General features: G+C 35.5%; 22 protein-coding genes. 13 read left to right on the forward strand and 9 right to left on the reverse strand.

The genetic code is table 11. The features are described 5' to 3' along the window. Positions 1-231 precede the first annotated feature (231 nt). From metC to BN1226_RS08770, 4 genes are all read left to right on the forward strand, one after another. Positions 232-1,425, forward strand: a complete 1,194-nt coding sequence (gene metC / locus BN1226_RS08755) for a cystathionine beta-lyase (protein WP_044470873.1) — start codon at positions 232-234, stop codon at positions 1,423-1,425. Between the two features lie 114 nt (positions 1,426-1,539). Next, the gene (locus tag BN1226_RS08760) at positions 1,540-2,469 is read left to right on the forward strand and encodes a LysR family transcriptional regulator (RefSeq protein WP_044470874.1); all 930 of its coding nucleotides are present in this window, start codon (positions 1,540-1,542) and stop codon (positions 2,467-2,469) included. 9 nt (positions 2,470-2,478) lie between these two features. Continuing rightward, entirely contained in the window at positions 2,479-3,204 is a 726-nt protein-coding gene (gene azlC, locus BN1226_RS08765; RefSeq protein WP_044470875.1) for an azaleucine resistance protein AzlC, read from the forward strand. Then, the gene (locus BN1226_RS08770; protein WP_044470876.1) at positions 3,201-3,533 is read left to right on the forward strand and encodes a branched-chain amino acid transporter permease; all 333 of its coding nucleotides are present in this window, start codon (positions 3,201-3,203) and stop codon (positions 3,531-3,533) included. Before azlC ends, BN1226_RS08770 begins: the two co-directional genes overlap by 4 nt. A 59-nt stretch (positions 3,534-3,592) precedes the next feature. Here BN1226_RS08770 and BN1226_RS08775 read toward each other — a convergent pair whose 3' ends face one another. Further along, positions 3,593-4,594 (reverse strand): phage baseplate protein, encoded by a 1,002-nt coding sequence (locus tag BN1226_RS08775; protein ID WP_044470877.1) that lies wholly within the window; start codon positions 4,592-4,594, stop codon positions 3,593-3,595. Between the two features lie 128 nt (positions 4,595-4,722). Here BN1226_RS08775 and BN1226_RS08780 point away from each other — a divergent pair, with 128 nt between their 5' ends. Then, on the forward strand, positions 4,723-5,685 hold the full coding sequence (locus tag BN1226_RS08780; protein WP_052506696.1) for a DMT family transporter: 963 nt from the start codon (positions 4,723-4,725) through the stop codon (positions 5,683-5,685). A gap of 44 nt (positions 5,686-5,729) precedes the next feature. Here the strand turns inward: BN1226_RS08780 and BN1226_RS08785 are convergent, their stop codons facing one another. From BN1226_RS08785 to BN1226_RS08795, 3 genes are read right to left on the reverse strand one after another with little or no spacing between them, the layout of a single operon-like run. Further along, entirely contained in the window at positions 5,730-6,119 is a 390-nt protein-coding gene (locus tag BN1226_RS08785; protein ID WP_044470879.1) for a SufE family protein, read from the reverse strand. Then, positions 6,119-7,321, reverse strand: a complete 1,203-nt coding sequence (locus BN1226_RS08790; protein ID WP_044470880.1) for a cysteine desulfurase — start codon at positions 7,319-7,321, stop codon at positions 6,119-6,121. The genes BN1226_RS08785 and BN1226_RS08790 overlap by 1 nt, the downstream gene beginning before the upstream one ends. After that, complete coding sequence (locus BN1226_RS08795) at positions 7,321-7,848, reverse strand: thermonuclease family protein (RefSeq protein WP_044470881.1); 528 nt, start codon at positions 7,846-7,848, stop codon at positions 7,321-7,323. Before BN1226_RS08795 ends, BN1226_RS08790 begins: the two co-directional genes overlap by 1 nt. Before the next feature lie 132 nt (positions 7,849-7,980). On the opposite strand from BN1226_RS08795, the gene BN1226_RS08800 reads away from it, so the two are divergent. Genes BN1226_RS08800 through BN1226_RS08810 form a run of 3 tightly spaced genes read left to right on the forward strand, consistent with a single transcriptional unit; the run spans position 7,981 to position 10,453 of the window. Further along, positions 7,981-8,406 carry a CidA/LrgA family protein gene (locus tag BN1226_RS08800; RefSeq protein WP_044470882.1) on the forward strand — a complete coding sequence of 142 codons (426 nt, stop codon included), beginning with the start codon at positions 7,981-7,983 and terminating at the stop codon, positions 8,404-8,406. Beyond that, a complete protein-coding gene (locus BN1226_RS08805) occupies positions 8,406-9,092 on the forward strand; it encodes a CidB/LrgB family autolysis modulator (protein WP_044470883.1) in 687 nt (228 codons plus the stop codon). The genes BN1226_RS08800 and BN1226_RS08805 overlap by 1 nt, the downstream gene beginning before the upstream one ends. A 5-nt stretch (positions 9,093-9,097) precedes the next feature. Further along, entirely contained in the window at positions 9,098-10,453 is a 1,356-nt protein-coding gene (locus BN1226_RS08810; protein ID WP_044470884.1) for an anti-phage deoxyguanosine triphosphatase, read from the forward strand. A gap of 53 nt (positions 10,454-10,506) precedes the next feature. On the opposite strand, the gene BN1226_RS08815 is transcribed toward BN1226_RS08810, so the two are convergent. Then, positions 10,507-11,394 carry a TIGR01777 family oxidoreductase gene (locus tag BN1226_RS08815; RefSeq protein WP_044470885.1) on the reverse strand — a complete coding sequence of 296 codons (888 nt, stop codon included), beginning with the start codon at positions 11,392-11,394 and terminating at the stop codon, positions 10,507-10,509. A gap of 5 nt (positions 11,395-11,399) precedes the next feature. After that, positions 11,400-11,867: a transcriptional regulator ArgR gene (argR, locus tag BN1226_RS08820; protein WP_044470886.1), complete on the reverse strand. Its 468-nt coding sequence runs from the start codon at positions 11,865-11,867 to the stop codon at positions 11,400-11,402. A 210-nt stretch (positions 11,868-12,077) separates the two neighbouring features. On the opposite strand from argR, the gene mdh reads away from it, so the two are divergent. Continuing rightward, entirely contained in the window at positions 12,078-13,016 is a 939-nt protein-coding gene (gene mdh / locus BN1226_RS08825) for a malate dehydrogenase (RefSeq protein WP_044470887.1), read from the forward strand. A gap of 107 nt (positions 13,017-13,123) precedes the next feature. On the opposite strand, the gene prmB is transcribed toward mdh, so the two are convergent. Continuing rightward, positions 13,124-14,077 carry a 50S ribosomal protein L3 N(5)-glutamine methyltransferase gene (gene prmB / locus BN1226_RS08830; protein ID WP_044470888.1) on the reverse strand — a complete coding sequence of 318 codons (954 nt, stop codon included), beginning with the start codon at positions 14,075-14,077 and terminating at the stop codon, positions 13,124-13,126. A gap of 126 nt (positions 14,078-14,203) precedes the next feature. On the opposite strand from prmB, the gene smrB reads away from it, so the two are divergent. After that, a complete protein-coding gene (smrB, locus tag BN1226_RS08835) occupies positions 14,204-14,710 on the forward strand; it encodes an endonuclease SmrB (protein WP_044470889.1) in 507 nt (168 codons plus the stop codon). Positions 14,711-14,750: 40 nt separating this feature from the next. On the opposite strand, the gene BN1226_RS08840 is transcribed toward smrB, so the two are convergent. Further along, a complete protein-coding gene (locus tag BN1226_RS08840; RefSeq protein WP_044470890.1) occupies positions 14,751-15,572 on the reverse strand; it encodes a DNA ligase in 822 nt (273 codons plus the stop codon). A 230-nt stretch (positions 15,573-15,802) separates the two neighbouring features. Between BN1226_RS08840 and codB the strand changes: the two genes are divergently transcribed. The 3 genes from codB (at position 15,803) to BN1226_RS08855 (ending at position 19,658) form a co-directional block, all read left to right on the forward strand. Next, positions 15,803-17,020 carry a cytosine permease gene (codB, locus tag BN1226_RS08845; RefSeq protein ID WP_044470891.1) on the forward strand — a complete coding sequence of 406 codons (1,218 nt, stop codon included), beginning with the start codon at positions 15,803-15,805 and terminating at the stop codon, positions 17,018-17,020. 50 nt (positions 17,021-17,070) lie between these two features. Then, the gene (locus BN1226_RS08850) at positions 17,071-18,333 is read left to right on the forward strand and encodes a cytosine deaminase (protein ID WP_044470892.1); all 1,263 of its coding nucleotides are present in this window, start codon (positions 17,071-17,073) and stop codon (positions 18,331-18,333) included. Positions 18,334-18,512: 179 nt separating this feature from the next. Continuing rightward, the gene (locus BN1226_RS08855; RefSeq protein WP_044470893.1) at positions 18,513-19,658 is read left to right on the forward strand and encodes a 5-methyltetrahydropteroyltriglutamate--homocysteine S-methyltransferase; all 1,146 of its coding nucleotides are present in this window, start codon (positions 18,513-18,515) and stop codon (positions 19,656-19,658) included. A 56-nt stretch (positions 19,659-19,714) separates the two neighbouring features. Here the strand turns inward: BN1226_RS08855 and BN1226_RS10910 are convergent, their stop codons facing one another. Then, positions 19,715-20,266: a BrnA antitoxin family protein gene (locus BN1226_RS10910; RefSeq protein ID WP_082041922.1), complete on the reverse strand. Its 552-nt coding sequence runs from the start codon at positions 20,264-20,266 to the stop codon at positions 19,715-19,717. Between the last annotated feature and the right edge of the window lie 31 nt (positions 20,267-20,297).

A 20,297-nucleotide genomic window follows, 5' to 3' on the forward strand; every position in this document is an offset into this window, starting at 1 on the left:
AATCTACAATCTATGGATAACTATGGGTTAGTGATATCTTAATTTTTTATTTGCCAGAGTCGTTTAATTATTCTATTGCAAATAACTTAAGAAATATTTTGCCTATTGTGATTAAACAAGGCAAAATCGATGACCTATATTCTAAAAAAATCATCCTAAGGTTAATAGTTGATTTTATCTATTGAATTAATTATTGTTACCTTATCATAATAAAAAGCATAGGAAGTATTTATGTCACACAAATATTCATTAGCCACCTCATTAGTCCATGCTGGTCGGAATAAAAGAGTAACTCAGGGAAGTGTTAACCCAGTCATACAACGTGCCTCTTCATTAGTTTTTGATTCAATTGCAGATAAAAAGCAAGCGACAATTAATCGTACTAAACAAGCTTTATTTTATGGACGTCGTGGAACCTTAACTCATTTTGCCTTACAAGATGCAATGTGTGAGTTAGAAGGGGGAGCAGGATGTTATCTTTATCCTTGTGGCGCAGCAGCGATAACAAATAGTATTTTAGCTTTTGTACAACAAGGTGATCATGTATTAATGAGTGGTGCGGCCTATGAGCCAACACAAGATTTTTGTACTCAAGTATTATCTCGGTTAGGGGTATCTACAACTTTTTATGATCCTATGGATGGTGCAGAAATTGCAAAACTAATTCAAGATAATACAAAAGTTTTATTTCTAGAAAGCCCTAGTTCATTAACAATGGAAGTACCAGATGTACCAACAATCGTAAAAGCAGTTCGTGCAGTGAATCCAGAAATTATCATTATGATCGATAATACTTGGGCGGGCGGAATTTTGTTTAAGGCGTTAGAACATGATATTGATATTTCAATTCAAGCGGGAACTAAATATCTTGTTGGACATTCCGATATTATGATTGGTACAGCGGTAGCTAATCAGCGTTGTTGGGATCAATTACGTGAAAATTCATACTTAATGGGACAAATGGTTGATGCCGATAGTGCGTATACTACCACTCGAGGTTTGCACAGTTTAGCGATCCGTTTTAAACAACATGAAGAAAGTAGTATTAAAGTCGCCAATTGGTTAGCTAAGCAACCTGAAGTGAAAGCAGTGTATCACCCTGCATTACCAAGTTGCCCAGGGCATAAATTCTTTAAACGTGATTTTACGGGTTCAGCAGGCTTATTTTCCTTTGAATTTAATGAGAAATTAAACTCTCAACAATTATCATGTTTTATGGATCATTTTGAATTGTTTAGTATGGCATATTCATGGGGAGGATTTGAATCATTGATCCTTTATAATCAACCTGAAGAGATTGCTGCCATTCGTCCTAATATTAAGCGTAAACTCACAGGAACATTAATCCGTTTGCATATTGGTTTCGAACAGGTCGATGAGCTTATTGCAGATTTAAAAGCAGGATTTGAACGCTTAAAAGGATAAGTTTTAGTAATTATAAAAGCATAGAATTAATTTCTATGCTTTTGGGTTATTAAACTATGAATAATTTTAAGCTAGAATAGTTCATCTTTTTTCAAAGTTATATGAATTATTTTAATGAAACCTATATTTCTTGAACTACGTCATTTAAAGACCTTATTAGCATTAAAAGAAACAGGATCTGTTTCTTTAGCGGCTAAACAAGTATATCTCACTCAATCCGCACTTTCTCACCAAATAAAATTGTTGGAAGATCAATATGGGTTGCCATTGTTTGAACGTAAAAGTAATCCTCTACGTTTTACTGCTGCTGGAGATCGTTTGATTCAATTAGCTAATGATATTTTGCCTAAAGTTGTTGCCGCAGAGCGCGATCTTTCTCGTGTAAAACAAGGCGAAGCAGGCGAGTTGCGAATAGCGGTTGAATGCCATACTTGTTTTGATTGGCTCATGCCAGCGATGGATAGCTTTCGTCAACATTGGCCATTAGTAGAATTGGATATTGTCTCAGGCTTTCATACTGATGCGGTAGGGCTTGTAATGACTCATCGTGCTGATTGGGCCGTAGTCTCAGAAATAGAGGAAACTGATGGGATTATTCATAAACCATTATTTTCTTATGAGATGGTCGGTCTATGTGCTAAAGATCATCCACTTGCTAATAAAGAAATTTGGGAAGCTGAAGATTTTGCCGAACAAACCTGGATCACCTATCCAGTTCCAGATGATATGTTAGATTTATTGCGACAGGTTTTGAAACCAGCAGGAATTAATCCAGAACGGCGTACGAGTGAATTAACTATTGCGATTATTCAACTTGTTGCAAGTAAACGAGGTATTACGGCAATGCCATTTTGGGCGGCAAAACCTTACCTAGATCGAGGCTATATAGTAGCTCGTAAGATTACTAAGCAGGGTTTACATAGCAATTTATATGCAGCTTATCGTAAAGAAGATGCGGAGATTGCTTATCTCGAAGATTTTTATGAAACAGTTAAGTCGCAAAGTTTTTCTACGTTGCCTGGATTATCCATTTTAGAGAGTTAGAACACCTATATGTCAGAAGCGAGCATGACCTCCATTAAAGAGGCGGCTAAAGCTGCCTTACCTTATTCCATGCCTATGATTACAGGTTTCCTATTCCTGGGTTTCTCTTACGGCTTGTATATGAAGCAATTAGGTTTTGGTGTGTTGTTTCCTGTATTTATGGCATTACTGATTTATGCAGGATCAGTTGAGTTTATTGTTGCTGCTTCTTTGGTTGCTCCTTTTTCTCCTTTAAGCGTGTTACTGATTTGTTTAATGGTCAGTGGGAGACAATTATTTTATGGTATTTCAATGCTTGAAAAATATGGTGGAAATATTGGTAAAAAGCGTTGGTATATGATCGCCTCATTAGTGGATGAGTCCTTTTCTCTTAATTATATGGCAAAAATTCCTAATCATATTGATAAAGGTTGGTATATGTTTTTTGTCAGCCTTTATTTGCAAGTTTACTGGGTATTGGGTGCGGGGTTAGGTAATATTACAGGTGGCTTAATGCCCTTTGATTTAAAGGGAGTAGAATTTGCCATGACCGCATTATTCATCGTTATTTTTGTGGAAAATTGGATGAAAGAAACCTCCCATGAAAGTTCATTATTGGGGTTAGGTATTGCCTTAATAAGTTTATTATTGGTTGGTAAAGATCAATTTTTGATCCCAACACTAATTGGTATTTGGTTAATATTAACTTTCCGCCGACCTAAATTAGAAACTAAGTTGAAGAGACTTTCATCATGACATTAGCAGAACAGCTTATTACCATTGGAATGGGAATTTTAGGTGTCCATTTTTTTCGTTTTTTACCTTTTATTATCTTCCCCGCAAATCGCCCTATTCCTGAATATATTCGTTATTTAGGTAAAGTTTTACCTGCGGCTATGTTTGGCATGCTGGTTATTTACTGCTATAAAAATATTGATATTTTTGCAGAATTTCATGGTTTGCCTGAGTTCATCGCAGGTTTTGTCACATTAGTATTGCATTTCTGGAAAAAGAACATGTTTCTTTCTATTGCTGCTGGAACAGGGTTATATATGTACTTAGTTCAGTATATATTTATTAATTAAAAATTTTCCCTAAACAGACCGCACTTTTCTACAAAGCAAGAAAACAATAATTTTAGGAATTAAATTGGTACTACGGAATGATAAATATTTACAATTCTCTTCCCAGCATCACCACAAACAATACATTGGTAGAGATGTAATTGACCTTTTCTATCTTGAGCAAAACACATACCTTCAGGCTCCCAGTGTTTTCCTTGTCCAGTGGTTAATGCTTCTTTTCTACCCACTTGATTATCCTGCGTATAATATAATAATTGACCGTCTAGCTGATACACAAAGGTTGCCTTATTAATATTAGGGTCCGTAAATCCTAATTGAATAACGACCATATTTCCATCTGAGGCGACTCCTTGCACTGGAAAGCTTTTTTCTTTGGATAACGCGGTAATTTCCCATTGATATACATATTGTTCAGTGTAATTCCCTCCTTGATTAAAAATAGATAAATCGAAGACTCGGATCACAGAATTATGATTTTGCTTTAGATGGCCTACCACAATTAAGTATTTATTATCAGAACTAATGCATGGTGTCACCGTACCTGTTGGCTTAAAGTTTTCTGTATCAAACAGTTTAAATACCTCGTATTCATCGATACTTTTATTGGGTTGATAAGGAAATCGAATAGCACAAGCACCATAATCAGTAATAGCTGCACCTGCTGAAGCCCAAAGTTTCATTGTTTTTTCGATATATTGAACGCCAATTCCTTGATGACCTCCAATATTTTCTAAAGACATATAACTTTCTGCTTGAATATTGCCATCTAATAAGTGATAACGACATACATAAGATTTTTCAGGTTTTCCTCCCACATGTTGAGAGAACATAGTTTTATTTAAAGAATCAATGGCAAAGCCTTGCACAACATTATTAGCTGAAGGGCCAATACGTACTAACGTATTGATAAGTTCTGCATTTGAAATGAAAGAAAAATCACTAGCAGGGTTAAATTTTTGTTTTAATGCTAAAGCTAATGGAGAAAAACTGAGTCCGCTTGATAAAAGTAATACACTGGAGGCAGTTAAGAAATTTCGTCGATTTAAAAATAGATCAGTCATATAAACTCCTTATGGTGATTTATTATTTAGAATAAAATAGAAAAGGAAAGTTCATGACTAAAATATTTACTAACTCAATGAATTTTATCCCAATAAGTGATTAGCGATATATTTTTATTTGTACTAAAATGGAAACCCTAAAATTGGAGGTGTTGATGTTGTTGATGTTGCTTTGTGTTATTGCAGGTTGTGGGTTATCCATTCAAACTGTCATTAATTCAAGATTGCGTAGTTATGTAGGTTCTCCTTTTTTTGCATCTATGGTTTCTTTTTTGGTTGGCACCTTTTCTTTAATTCTTGTTACTTTTCTCACGGGCAATCCTTTCTTTATTGATGTTGATATCTTTTTAAATACGCCATGGTGGTTATGGATGGGTGGTTTATTTGGAGTAATTGCATTAACTACAAATATTTTACTTTTTCCACATCTAGGAGGTGTTCAAACCGTGATTATGCCCATATTCGGGCAAATTATTATGGGAATACTGATTGATAGCTTCGGTTGGTTTAATGCTCCTTTAATTTCTTTTAGTTGGAATCGATGTGTGGGACTCATTTTAGTTCTTATGGGGATTGTTCTCGCGGTGACGATGAGTAAAGCTCGTTATTATCCAGAACCTCAATCTAAGTCTGAGCCCAATATGATATGGTTATGGCGTTTGCTTGGCGTTTTTGCAGGGATGCTAGGTGCAATGCAAACAGCAGTGAATGGTCAATTAGGGCGAATATTGCATTCACCTCTTCAAGCTGCATTGGTGTCTTTTATTGGTGGCGCATTAGCGTTGTTGATTTTTGTCGGAGTGAAAGAGGGAAGATTTCATCGGATATTTGAAACGATACAAAAACATATGCCTTGGTGGTTATGGCTAGGCGGTTTATTAGGAGCTGCTTTTGTGTTTATGGGAGTGGTTTTAATGCCTATTGTTGGAACTGGAACCACGGTTATTCTTGCCTTATTAGGAATGATTTCAGGCAGTTTATTGGTAGATCAATATGGCATATTAGGCGCTCCTAGAAAACCTGTTTATGGAATTCAGATTTTAGGATTAATTATTTTATTCCTTGGTGTTGCGTTAATTCGTTTATGGTAATGAGTCGAGGGAGAATAGAATATTCTCCCTAAATACGATTTATATTAAATTTTTCCTAACTGATGAAACGCTGTTTCAATTTGTTTTAGACCATTTAAGCGAGTTGAACTTAGGCGTTGAGCAATGCCAAGTTCATCGTAATAAGCCGTGAGATCAAAATGCTGTAATTGTTCTGAGGTTTTATTATGGACAGCAAGGATTAAAAGCCATAATAGCCCATTAATAATTCGAGCTTCACTATAGGCTTTTAGATAAAAAGTGCGGTCAGAATTTTGAAAAATTTTAAACCAAACTTTCGCTTCACAACCAGCAATTTGCTGCATTTCTGCTAATTCTTGTTCGGTGGGTTGAGAAATATTTTTACCTGCTTGAATAATTAATCGGTAACGTTGTTCCCAACCTTTGGCATTCTTAAGTTGTTCTAATAATTCCATTATTCAGTTAATAGCTCCAAACTGTTATCTAAGGCGGTAAAGAATGCATCAACATCTTGCTGTGAATTATAAGGCGCAAAACTTAAACGTAAGGTAGAGTTTTGAGCTAAGCGAGCAAGATAGGGTTGAGCACAATGTACACCTGTTCGTAAAGCAATATTTTGTTCCGCCAATAATGTTGCTAAATCGGAACTGGCAATATCCGTAAACACAAAGCTTATAACAGAACTCGGTTGTGGTGAACTAAATTGCAAACAATTTTTATAATTTTTTAACCGCACTTTTACCTGTTCAGCGAGAGCGATAGTTTGTTGTTCTGCTTGTTCAAGATCCCATTGCTGTAACCATTCTAATACCGCATTAAAACCAATTACTCCAGCAATATTTGGGGTGCCTGCCTCTAAACGATAGGGCAATTCTGAAAATCTAATCGCTTGATTAGATACTTGCTCGACCATTTTGCCGCCATAGAGAAGCGGTTGTAATAATTCTAATGCAGCTAGTTTTCCTGTTAACACACCAATCCCATTAGGGCCATAAAGTTTATGAGCAGAGAAAGAGAGAAAATCAGCATCTAATTTTTGTATATCGATTTTCATATGGCTAATTGCTTGGGCTGCATCCACACTGACTAATGCTGAACTGTGTTGACGAATTAGTTTGATGAAATGCTGAATTGGTTGCTCGGTACCTGTTACATTAGAAACAAAGTTTAATGCCACGACTTTTGTTTTTGAGTTTAAACAGCAAAGTAACGAGCGTTCATCAATTAACCAGTTATCTAAAATAGGTAAAATATGCAATTTTGCACCGCACTTTTTAGCTATTTCCGACCAGGTTACAAAATTCGCATGATGATCGGCTTCACTAATAATGATTTCATCATCTTTTTGAATATATGGGATTAAGCCATTAGCGACAGTGTTAATGGCTTGAGTTGTTCCTGATGTCCAGATGATCGCCTTGTCGCTTTCAGCATTAATCAATTGACGTACTCGAGTACGTGCTTGTTCATATTGTGTTGTTTGCTTTTCATCATATTGACTACGGTGAACTGAACCTGCCGATTGATAAAATTCCACAGTAGCGTCAATCAGAGTCTGTGGTTTTAATGAGGTCGCTGCATTATCTAAATATACCACTGCATCTGAATGATTAAAGTAGGGGAAATGGGAGCGAAATTTTTGAACATCAAACATAATTAATCTCGATTCTTCTGTTGTCGTAGCTGTTTTTTTAATTTATTGTGATTAAAGCGATTTTTACGAAATTCACTAGGGGAAATCCGATGAGGATCCACCCAAAGACCGATTCTTTGTTGTTTTGCTTTGGCTTGTGCGGAAATATATTGGGTTGTGTGAGTATATTGATTATAAGCCCAAGCCATGCCTAACTGCACCATCTTAAGATTGATATTTTCACCTTTTTGATTAAATACCGTGGCTAAAATGCGTTGGTATCTATCATATCCTGAAATCGATAATTTTACATGATGCTTAAAAATTAATTGAGAAAGCTGTTGTCGTGCTTGGTGACCAAAAGCTTGATAGCGTTCAGGCGCATCTATTTCTTGTAAGCGAATATTTAACATTTTTTTATGATGAGTTAAACAAGTGAAACTGTCGCCATCAGAGATTTTAATAACATAACAGTTTATTATTTGTGTCGCTTGAGCAAAACAAGGAAAAATAATTAAAGTCAGGACTATTATTGATAAGTAGTTTTTCATTTATTTACGATTATATTGATTTATATAGGTATATTTTACTGAAAAAATATAACAAAACGAAGAAAATGGGAGTAGACTAATTACTCATTTCTTGATTTTGTATTAATTGACTCGATTTATTTGTAAGATTTTATGACACAAAAATTTTTTCTACTAGTACGCTCTCTGCTTATTTTATATATTATTTTGTTTATCGGAGAATGGATTGCTCAAGTTATTCCTTTAGGTATTCCAGGCAGTATTTTAGGCTTATTATTGCTTTTTTTTGGGTTAACTACACAAGCGATAAAATTAGAATGGGTATTTTTCGGCGCTTCATTATTAATTCGTTATATGGCAGTGTTATTTGTGCCTGTGAGTGTGGGAATTATTAAATATTCTGATTTATTAATTTCACAAGCGACTTCATTGCTCCTGCCAAATATTGTGAGTACTTGTGTAAGTTTAATTGTTATAGGCTTTCTTGCGGATTATTTATTCTCACTAAATTCTTTTACCCGATTGCGTAAAAAAGTGATTAAAAAGCGCCATGTTAATGTGAATAAAGGAGTCCTCTAATGATTTATCTTTATTCATTACTTACCATTGTTGCTTTTTGTTGTGCTTTGCAATTTACTAAACGCATTAAATCTGTTTTTTTAAATACGTTTGTTGTGACAGTTCTCCTGTTAGTGGGATTTTTACTTCTCACAAAAATCCCTTATGATAGTTATATGCAAGGTAATGCACCAATTAATAATTTACTTGGAGTGAGTGTTGTGGCTCTAGCCTTGCCTTTATATCAACAGGCAGCACAAATTGCTGCACGTTGGAAAGCCATTTTATTAATTATAGTTACATCATCTCTGTTTTCAATGTTCACTGGTGCATTATTAGCGGTTCTTTTAGGTGGGTCATTAGAAGTTGTTGCCTCTGTTTTACCAAAGTCGGTGACAACGCCTATTGCTATGGCTATTGCGTCAAATATTGGTGGGCTTCCTGCTGTAGCAGCAGTTGGTGTCATTGTTGCAGGGCTACAAGGATCTATTTTTGGTTATGTTGTACTGAAAAAACTGAAATTGAAGCATTCGGAAGCAATCGGGTTATCTGTCGGTTCTGTATCCCATGCTTTAGGTACCGTAAGTTGCTTTGAAGTAGATCCTAAAGCTGGTAATTATAGTTCAATTTCTTTAGTATTATGTGGGATTATTAGTTCATTACTGGCACCGCTAGTATTTAAATTAGTTACACTTTTTATGTCATGATTACTATGGAAAAATTTGAAATTAATAATATTTGGCAACAACGTTATTTAGCTGATCCTGCAAGAGAAAACGACCATCGTCCGCCCTATTGTCGTGATAGAGGACGTATTTTACATAGTGCGGCGTTCCGTTGCTTACAGGCAAAAACCCAAATTCATGCAGTGGGAGAAAATGATTTTTATCGTACCCGCTTGACCCATTCTTTAGAAGTCGCACAAATTGGTAGTAGCCTGGTGGCTCAAATGAGATTTGCTGATAGTGTGTCGCATTTAGCTTGTGATTTGAAGCAAGATTCAGCTTCATTACAACAAGCATTAAAAAATTTATTACCGACTACAGATTTAATTGAAAGCCTTTGCTTTGCCCATGATATTGGTCATCCTCCTTTTGGACATGGTGGGGAAGTGGCACTTAATTATATGATGAGAGAGCATCATGGTTTTGAAGGCAATGCACAAACTTTTAGAATTGTCACTCGCCTTGAACCTTATAGTCTAGATGCAGGCATGAATTTAACACGCCGAACAATTTTAGGTTTAGTAAAATATCCGACATCATTGGATATTTCTTCTCCCGAATATCACAAACTTAATTTATCGACCAGTCACGATGCACGTTTGGTGAAAATAAATGATTGGCGTCCAGGTAAAGGCTTATTCTATGATGATTTAGCCATGTTTGATTGGTTACTTAGTCCGCTATCAAATTCGGATCGTGAGTTATTTAGTCAGTTCCAACGAGCTCGTCAATCCCCATCTGAAACTTTAAAAACCAAATTTAAATCTTTAGATTGCAGTATTATGGAATTAGCCGATGATATTGCCTATGGAGTGCATGATTTTGAAGATGCTGTGGTGGTAGGTTTAGTGAATCGCCATCAGTGGCAAGAGGCAGTAGAGCAATTTAAAAGCTGTGATTCCAGATGGTTTAAAGAGAATATTGATCAAATTACTGAAAAGCTTTTTTCTGATCAACATTATTTACGTAAAAATGCTATTGGTGCATTGGTAAACTATTTTATTACTCATGTAAGATGGAAATTAACAGATAATTTTGATGAACCTTTACTTCGTTATAATGCAGAATTACCTGAAAATGCCTTAACAGCGCTAAATATATTTAAAAATTTCGTATTGAAATATGTGATTAAAGATGTAGAGAATCAACGTATTGAGTATAAAGGTCAACGAATGTTAACAGAAATGTTCCAAGTGTTCACCTCTGATCCTGAACGATTACTGCCTCGCAATACTGTTAAACGTTGGCAAAATGCACCTGAGGACGGTAAACATCGTATTATTTGCGATTATATTGCGGGTATGTCCGATGCTTATGCATTGAAAGTTTATCATCAATTATAGACAAAAATTTTTGTAGAATTGACCGCAGTTTTGACAGTGAAAAAACTGCGGTTTTATTTTTGAAATTTTTTTTGAAAATAGTCCGCTAGGGTTTCAAATTTGAATTGATAGCCTAATTTTAATAGATGCGTTGGATACACATTTTGACTATCTAATAATAATTGCACACGTTCGCCAAACAGGAATTTTAATAGAAAGGCGGGAACCATTGCGAAATAAAAACGTTTTAATGTGTTTGCCAAAATTTGATTAAATTCACTATTATGCACGGGATTAGGGGCGGTGAAATTAAAAATCCCAGAAGCAGTTTTATGATTGAGTAAAAAGCTAATGCCATCCACCATATCCTCTAAAGCAATCCAAGGCCAGTATTGTTGTCCTGAACCCAATTTTCCGCCCAAACCTAATCGATAAATCGGTAACATTTTAGCTAATGCACCGCCTTGAGTTGCCATTATCATGCCTGTACGAATAATACAAACTCGAGTGTTTGCATTTAAAGCCGATTGTTCCCAGGCTTGGCATAATTCTGAGGTAAATGAATTATCTGGCGGTGAATTTTCTGTCAAAATTTTCTGCTGACCATCGCCATAATAACCTGTAGCAGATCCTGAAATGAATAAAGGTGGATGATTACCTTGATTGATTAGCGTTGATAATTGTTGAGTTAATAAAATTCTACTATTTTTTAACCGCACTTTTTGTGCATTAGTCCAAGGGCGATTGAAAATAGGTTCCCCTGCAAGATTAATCACGACATCAAATTGATCTAAATTAGTAAAATCTTCTAATTGCTCAATCCAGTCAATAGCAAATGAGCATTTTTGTTTAGCTTTTTTTATAGAGCGGGTTAGGGCAGTAATATGATGATGCTGGGCAAGCAATTGTGGAATCAGAGCAGTTCCTACTAATCCTGTTGCGCCAGTAATCAGAATGTTCATATTATCTATAAAGAATTTTCAAATAATGGTTGAATATTACCAATCAGGGTGTTGATAGAAGTCCCTTTGGTCGGTGTAATGAAGATTGTATCATCACCAGCAATGGTACCCAATATTCCTTCCGCTTTTCCTACTGAATCTAATAAACGAGCAATAAGTTGAGCTGCACCAGGGCTAGTTTTAACCACAATAACAAAATCATTATGATCAATATCTATAACTAAATTTTTTAGCGGGCTACTTGTGTTAGGTACACTTAATTCATTGGGTAAACAATAAACCATTTCCATACGAGTATTACGTGTACGCACCGCCCCAAATTTACTTAACATACGAGAAACTTTTGACTGGTTAATATTAGTAAAACCTAGCTCTTGTAATGCAGTAACAATTTCGCTTTGTGAGCCAAAACGTTCTTGTGACAATAAATCTTTAAAAACTGCCAGTAAATTATCTGTTTTCCCTGTTGTCATATCCATTTCTCTTACATGTAAAATCGCCTAAATTTTGCATAAAAATGCAAAAATTTGCAATAAAAAGTTTTATGAATAGGCTTCAAAAAAGAATAAAAAAACAAAAAATTTGTGCTAGATCTCAAAATTGAATTGTTGTATTTGTAATTCATAAGCATTAATTTTATACTCCTAACCGTTAAGAGTTATTTAAATTAATAGGAGATCCAAATGAAAGTAGCAGTTCTAGGTGCCGCAGGCGGTATTGGCCAAGCATTAGCACTATTATTAAAGTTACAATTACCAGCAGGTTCAGCGTTATCCTTATATGACGTTGCACCAGTTACTCCAGGGGTGGCAAAAGATATTAGCCATATTCCAACTGAGGTTGCTGTAGAAGGATTTGCAGGTACTGATCCTTCAGATGCCTTAAAAGGTGCGGATATTGTCTTAATTTCAGCTGGGGTTGCTCGTAAACCAGGTATGACACGTGCTGACTTATTTGATGTGAATGCGAATATTATTCGTAGTTTAATTGAAAAAGTTGCGGCGGTTTGTCCAAAAGCTTGTGTTGCTATTATTACTAACCCAGTTAATGCAACAGTGGCTATTGCTGCTGAAGTGTTGAAAAAAGCGGGAGTTTATGACAAACGTAAATTATTTGGTGTTACTACATTAGATACGCTTCGTTCTGAAACATTCATCGGTGAATTAAAAGGCTTAGATCCAACTCGTGTAACTATTCCTGTTATCGGTGGTCACTCAGGTGTAACTATTCTTCCATTATTATCTCAAGTTCAAAATGTAGAATGGTCAAGTGCTGAAGAAATTGAAACTTTAACAAAACGTATTCAAAACGCGGGTACTGAAGTTGTTGAAGCTAAAGCAGGTGGCGGATCTGCAACACTTTCAATGGCACAAGCTGCAGCACGTTTCTGCTTATCATTAGTGAAAGGTTTAAATGGTGCTAAAGTGGTTGAATGTTCTTATGTTGAAGGTGACGGGAAATATGCTCGTTTCTTTGCACAACCAGTGCGTTTAGGTAAAGAAGGTGTTGAAGAATTCTTACCTTTAGGCAAATTAAGTGCCTTCGAAGAAGAAGCATTAAAAGGTATGTTAGAAACCTTACATGCTGATATTGCATCTGGTGAAAAATTCATTAAAGGTTAATTAAATCATAACCTGTGAAAACATTGTATGATGAATTTCATGTGATTTTTCTTATCAATTAAAATAAAAGGGAAACAAATGTTTCCCTTTTTTATCTAACACAAATTTTATTTTAAAAATTCAGCTTGATGTTCAACTAATTGTGCTTTAGTTAAAGCAAAAACCCCTAAGCCGCCATTGCGTAATTCTAGCCAATTAAAAGGAACATTTGGATATTGTTCTATCAAATGAATCATGCTATTACCCACTTCACAAACTAATACACCATTATCATTAAGATAATTTGCTGCGGTAGCGAGAATACGTTTGGTGATATCCAATCCATCAAAACCAGAACCTAGTGCCATTTCAGGTTCATGATGAAATTCTTCAGGCATATCATCAAGATCTTCTTGATCTACATAAGGTGGATTAGAAATAATTAGATCATATTTATCAGCAGGAAGATTATCAAATAAATCAGATTGTAATGGGAATACACGATCTAACAAGTTATACCGCTCAATATTAATTTCCGCAACATTAAGAGCATCTGTTGAAAGATCCACCGCATCTACTTCAGCCTCTTTAAACTGTTCGGCACAAGCAATAGCAATACAACCACTGCCTGTACACATATCTAAAATACGTTTAGGTTCTTTGCCTAATAAACTTTGGAAACGATCTTCAATTAATGCACTAATAGGAGAACGAGGAATAATCACACGTTCATCTACATAAAATTCTAATCCACAGAACCAAGATGAATTAGTCAAATAAGCCACGGGTAAACGTTTTGCTAAACGTTCAATAACTAACCCAATAATAGCTTGTTTTTCCGATAGGGTAAGACGAGTTTCATATAACTCATTAGGAAGATCTAACGGGAGATCTAAACCCGATAAAACTAATTGGACAGATTCATCCCAACTATTGTCCTGACCATGTCCGTAGTAAATATCTGAGCGATTAAAATTACTATAAGTCCAACGGAAATAATCTTTAATAGTATGTAGTTGATTAGTGATGTCGTCGTTTTGAATGAACTCAATAAGTTCTTGATTGAAGGTAGATGTGGTCATAATAATACCTATAGCTAAATATTAGAGAAAATCTCTGTTAAAGAAATCTCTATCTAGGATTAATTCCGCAACATTATACGCTATATATGCTATCATATCAGTAAATATCTGTATTTAGAGGCAATAATGTTAAAAGATGAAGATATAAATTTGTTTCGTGAAAGTATTCAAGGGGTTAAAAAAATTAAACAGAATACTTATGTTCCGCCAAAACAAATTAACGTAAAGAAAAAATCAGAGCAACGTGAAATTCGTGAGCAAGCCGATACCTTATTTTATTTTTCCGATGAATATGAACCGCTATTAAATGAAGAAGATGCAGTTAAGTATTTAAGAAAAGGAGAAGATAGTTATTTGCTCAAACAATTACGCCGTGGTGATTTTTCACCAGAGTTATTTTTAGATTTACATGGGTTAACTCGAGAACAAGCAAAATTGGAATTAGCCAGTTTAATTCAGGCATGCATTGATGAGCATGTTTATTGTGCGAGCATTATGACTGGTTATGGGACTTACACCTTAAAACGCCAAATTCCACGTTGGTTAGTTCAGCACCCAAGAGTAAGAGCATTACATAGAGCACCCAAAGAATGGGGGGGGGATGCAGCTATTCTTGTGCTAATTGAAGTTTAAACAAGCCTACTCAAGTAGGCTTGTTATAGCGAAACTGCGGTTATTTTTCAGAAAATTCTTCTTTTACTCGCCAATAAGTGGCAAATCTTGGTTTTCCAGTTTTGGTTAGTCCTCGATACTTATAGGTAATAATTGAACCTAAACTAGGAGGATTAATTCTATCTGCTAATTTAAATCCTGAACCAATCTTAAATTTTCCTCGATGATTTTCACAAGTAAGCGATCCTAAAACTTTTTCGAATTGCCCTTTGCCTTTATGATGTTCGATCACCGTACATTCCTCATCTAACTGAGATTTTAATTTTAAAATCTGATGACTACGTTTTCTTTCATATGGTGCATTAGGATTACGTAATACAATCCCTTCGCCTTTTTGCTGTTCAACATGTTGTAAAAATTGCTGAATATGTTGTTGATTTTTAATTGGAATTTGTTCAATTATTTGAATATAAGAAGTGCGGTGATTTTTGAGAAAATTTTCAAGCATGGCTAAACGTTCAAACAGATTGCCCTGTGCTTCTGGCACATCAAAAACATAGAGCTTTAATTGGTGCCAACCTTTATCTTCTAAGGAGCTTGTAATTGAAGCTATTTTTTCAAATTGATTGCGTTCACTAAATAATTCTCCATCAATTGGAAAAGGGGGAAAATCTTGAATAAAATAATCTGGCACTGAAAGTCTCGTGCCTTGCCTTGTGAATAATTGTTTGCCATCCCAATATCCTCGGACACCATCGAGTTTTTCGCTCATCACCCAGCCTTCAATATTTTGATCTTTGTAAGAGCCTAACAGCATTAGATGAGGTGTTTTACTTTCAATACTTAAACTTAATAAACATAAGGTTAAAATCCATTTATTCATTATTCTCTTCTCTTATTTAAAAATTAGCTTTTTATCATCTGCTGTAAAAGAGTGAAGTTTGTGATGAGAATTTTTCGATCTTTATCGCAAAAGAGAAAATATTGAATAATAAAAGTGCGGTATAAAATAAGAAAATTTTATTTTATAAAAGGCATGGGCAAACGTTTGCTTTAAGTATATAATCCGCTCGTATTTTTAATTTTATTTCAGAGAGGATAAAAAAATACGTTATGAGTAATGAAAATTATAGTTTAAAACCCGTTCCGCAAAGTGAACGGAAAGGGGCTGTTGCATTAACTTTTGTTATGCTCGGTCTAACATTTTTCTCCGCTAGTATGTGGACAGGTGGCACTTTAGGTACACAATTAACTTATGATAATTTCTGGTTTGCAGTCATTATTGGTAACTTAATGTTAGGTATCTATACTTCAGCTTTAGGTTATATCGGTGCGAAAACTGGCCTCACAACTCACATTCTCGCTCGTTATTCATTCGGTATAAAAGGTTCTTGGTTACCATCATTATTATTGGGTGGTACGCAAGTAGGTTGGTTTGGTGTTGGTGTTGCTATGTTTGCGATTCCAGTGAACAAAGTAACGGGTATCGATGTTAACTATCTTATTTTTGGTTCTGGTTTATTAATGACCGTAACCGTATTCTTTGGTATTTCAGCTTTAACGATTTTGTCATTAATTGCGGTTCCTGCGATTGCGATTTTAGGTTGCTATTCTGTTTATTTAGCGGTAACCGAAGTTGGTGGTTTAGAGGTATTACAAGGAATGCAGCCTAAAGAAACCATTTCAAATGCACAAGCTATTGCATTAGTTGTCGGTTCATTTATCAGTGCAGGCACATTAACTGCTGACTTTGTACGTTTTGGTAAACGTGCTAAACAAGCTATTGTTATTGCGATGATAGCTTTCTTCTTAGGCAATACTTTAATGTTTGTATTTGGTGCTGCAGGAGCAGCAGTAAAAGGAATGTCAGATATTTCTGATGTGATGGTGGCTCAAGGGTTGATCATTCCAGCGATCATTGTATTAGGTTTAAATATTTGGACGACTAATGATAATGCACTTTATGCATCAGGATTAGGTTTCGCGAATATTACAGGATTAAGTAGCCGTCCATTATCTGTAGCCAATGGTATCATTGGAACTATCTGTGCATTATGGTTATACAATAACTTCGTAGGTTGGTTAACTTTCTTATCAGCAGCAATACCGCCCGTGGGAGGCGTGATTATTGCGGATTATATTTTACGCAATAAATCCTATGCAGATTTTGAAAAAGCAAATTTTGTTACTATCAATTGGGCCGCTATTTTAGCGGTGGCAATAGGTGTCTTATGTGGTCAATTTATTGCGGGGATTATTCCAGTAAATGCGGTATTAGGTGGTGCGGTAGCATACTTTATCTTAAATCCATTATTCGCTAAATTAAGATAATAAGTGATCATCGGGCAGCTTTTAACCTGCCCAATTAATAGGAACAAACTATGTTAATCAAAAATACTCACTTAGCAGATCGTGAAGGCTTATGGCAGATTTTGATTGAAAATGGCAAAATCAGCAAAATTTTTCCTAATGATGAACAAATTGATTTTTCAGGTGATGTACTTGATGGAGAAAATGGCATTGCCTATCCACCATTTGTTGAACCTCATATCCATTTAGATGCCACTCAAACCGCTGGGCAGCCCAATTGGAACCAATCAGGAACCTTATTTGAAGGAATTGAACGTTGGGCGGAACGTAAACAATTACTCAGCCATGAAGATGTCAAACAACGAGCATGGAAAACGCTAAAATGGCAAATTGCAAATGGTATTCAATATGTTCGTACTCACGTAGATGTATCAGATCCAAACTTAACGGCACTTAAAGCAATGCTTGAAGTGAAAAAAGAAGTTGTGCCTTGGGTTGATGTGCAAATTGTTGCCTTTCCACAAGAAGGCATTCTTTCTTATCCTAATGGTGAAGCCTTATTAGATAAAGCCATGCAATTAGGTGCCGATGTTGTTGGTGGTATTCCACATTTTGAATTTACTCGTGAATACGGTGTGGAATCAATGCATATTGCATTTAAGATTGCTCGTAAATACGGAAAACAAATGGATATCCATTGTGATGAAATTGATGATGAACAATCTCGTTTTGTGGAAACTGTCGCCGCACTCGCACTTAAATATGAAATGGGTGAAAAAGTGACTGCCAGCCATACGACAGCAATGCATTCTTACAATGGGGCTTATGCTTCACGTTTATTCCGTTTATTGAAAATGTCAAAAATTCATTTTGTCGCCAATCCACTGGTAAACATTCATTTACAAGGTCGTTTCGATAGTTACCCAAAACGTCGAGGTATTACTCGGGTAAAAGAAATGTTGAAAGCGAATATTAATGTGTGCTTTGGTCATGATGATGTGTTTGATCCATGGTATCCATTAGGTACGGCAAATATGTTACAGGTTCTCCATATGGGGTTACATGTCTGTCAGTTAATGGGCTATGGACAAATTAATGATGGATTAAAACTGGTCACAGAAAACAGTGCAAAAACTTTAGGTTTAACGGATTATGGTATCAAAGAAGGTCATTCAGCTAATTTAATTATTTTGCCAGCAGAAAATGGCTTTGATGCGGTACGTCGCCAAGTGCCTACTCGATATTCAATTCGTCAGGGTAAAGTGATCGCAGAGACGAAGCTTGCACAAAGCGAGATTCATTTAGAGCATACAGAAATTGTTACCTATGGTTAAAATTTTCTGTTTTTAAACCGCACTTTTTAAAGGCATAATATCAGTAAATGCCTTTGTTTTAATCTCTATCTCACAATATGAATGATTTTCATATTGTGAGGGAATATTTTTCATCACCATTAGCAAGAAATATTTGTTAGAATCGTTTCAACAATAAAAACAAAATCTAGGAAATTAAAATGAGTAACTTATTCCCCCATGCCCAACCTCGTACACAAGCGCCATACCGTTTTGATATTGTAGGCAGTTTCTTACGTTCAGAGGCGATTAAAAAAGCACGTCATCAATGTAGCTGTGGTGACATATCTTGTACCGATCTCACTCAAGTGGAAGATGAAGAAATCGCTAAATTAGTGGCTCAACAAAAAAATGTAGGGCTACATGCGGTAACAGATGGCGAATTTCGCCGTACATTTTGGCATATGGATTTTTTAGCGGCACTGGATGGTGTAGAAGAAATAGACGCAGAAAAATTTTCAGTCCAATTCAAACATCATGATGTCCGTCCTAAAACATTAAAAATTGTTGATAAAATTGATTTTTCAGAATCTCATCCTTTTGTTGATCATTTTCGTTCAGTGCAAAAAATTGCCAATGGTACAGAAGTAAAATTTACCATTCCTTCACCATCAATGTTGCATCTTATCACTAATGTACGAGCAACGGATTATGTGCCAATTCCACGTTATGAGAATAACAACTCATTATTATTAGATGACATTGCTAATGCCTATATCAAAGCAATGAATATCTTCTATAAATTAGGTTGCCGTAATCTTCAATTAGATGATACAAGTTGGGGCGAATTTTGTGCAGAAGATAAACGTAAAACTTATAAAGAACGAGGTTTTGATTTAGACCAAATTGCTAAAGATTATGTTTATATGCTCAATAAAATTGCTGATGCTAAACCAGCGGATCTCGCATTAACCATGCATATTTGCCGTGGTAATTTCCGTTCAACTTGGTTCTCTGCGGGTGGGTATGAGCCTGTCGCTGAAACTTTATTTGGTACATGCCGTGTCGATGGTTTCTTCTTAGAATATGATTCGGATCGTGCGGGAGATTTTAAACCATTACGTTTTATTAAAGATCAGCAAGTGGTTTTAGGCTTAGTGACATCTAAGGATGGCACATTAGAAAATCGTGATGATATTATTGCTCGGATCAAAGAAGCGGCACAATATGTGGATATTAATCAACTTTGTTTGAGTCCGCAATGTGGTTTTGCCTCAACGGAAGAAGGGAATATTCTTACTGAAGAACAACAATGGGCGAAGTTAGAATTCATTCGTAGCATTGCAGAAGAAGTTTGGGGAAAATAATTTTCCTTTCTGAAATAAAAAACACGAGCTTAGACTCGTGTTTTTGTTTTCTAAAATTACAAACTTGAATGAATATAATCAAGTAAGACTTTATCAATCTTACTTTGCCAACCTTTTCCCATGGCTCGGAATTTTTGTAGCACTTCTGCTGACAAACGAATTGATACTAATTCTTTAGTTGGTGATTTTTGTTTTCCACGATGAGATTTAACTCTATGTTCTTGCATATGCTGACGTACCATTGCCATAAACTCTGGAGACATCACTTCTTCAATCGGACGGAACTGTTCTAGTTCTTCATCGGTTAATTCTCGAACTTCACCTTCTTCATCGGTTAGTGGTAATTTTTTTTCATAATCTCTAATCTTTCTTTTGTTTGCTTTGCGGAAACTAATAACACGAATTCCATTCATTATTGGCGTAAAAGAAATAACATGAAGTCGTTCATTAATGTAGCTGAAACTTACAAATCTAGCTTCAGGATAAAGATGTCTTATATCTTGTTCTGTGATTGCTGTTGACCAATCAAATTCTCTAACTAACTCAAAAGGTAGATTTCTCCCTTTAAAATTTTTTAGAGATTTGTTCGGATCATATGTAATTAACACAGTTACCTCAAATTGTATTTACAATTAACTA

This window comes from Mannheimia massilioguelmaensis, from assembly GCF_000940515.1.
Classification (GTDB): Bacteria; Pseudomonadota; Gammaproteobacteria; order Enterobacterales; family Pasteurellaceae; genus Basfia; species Basfia bettyae.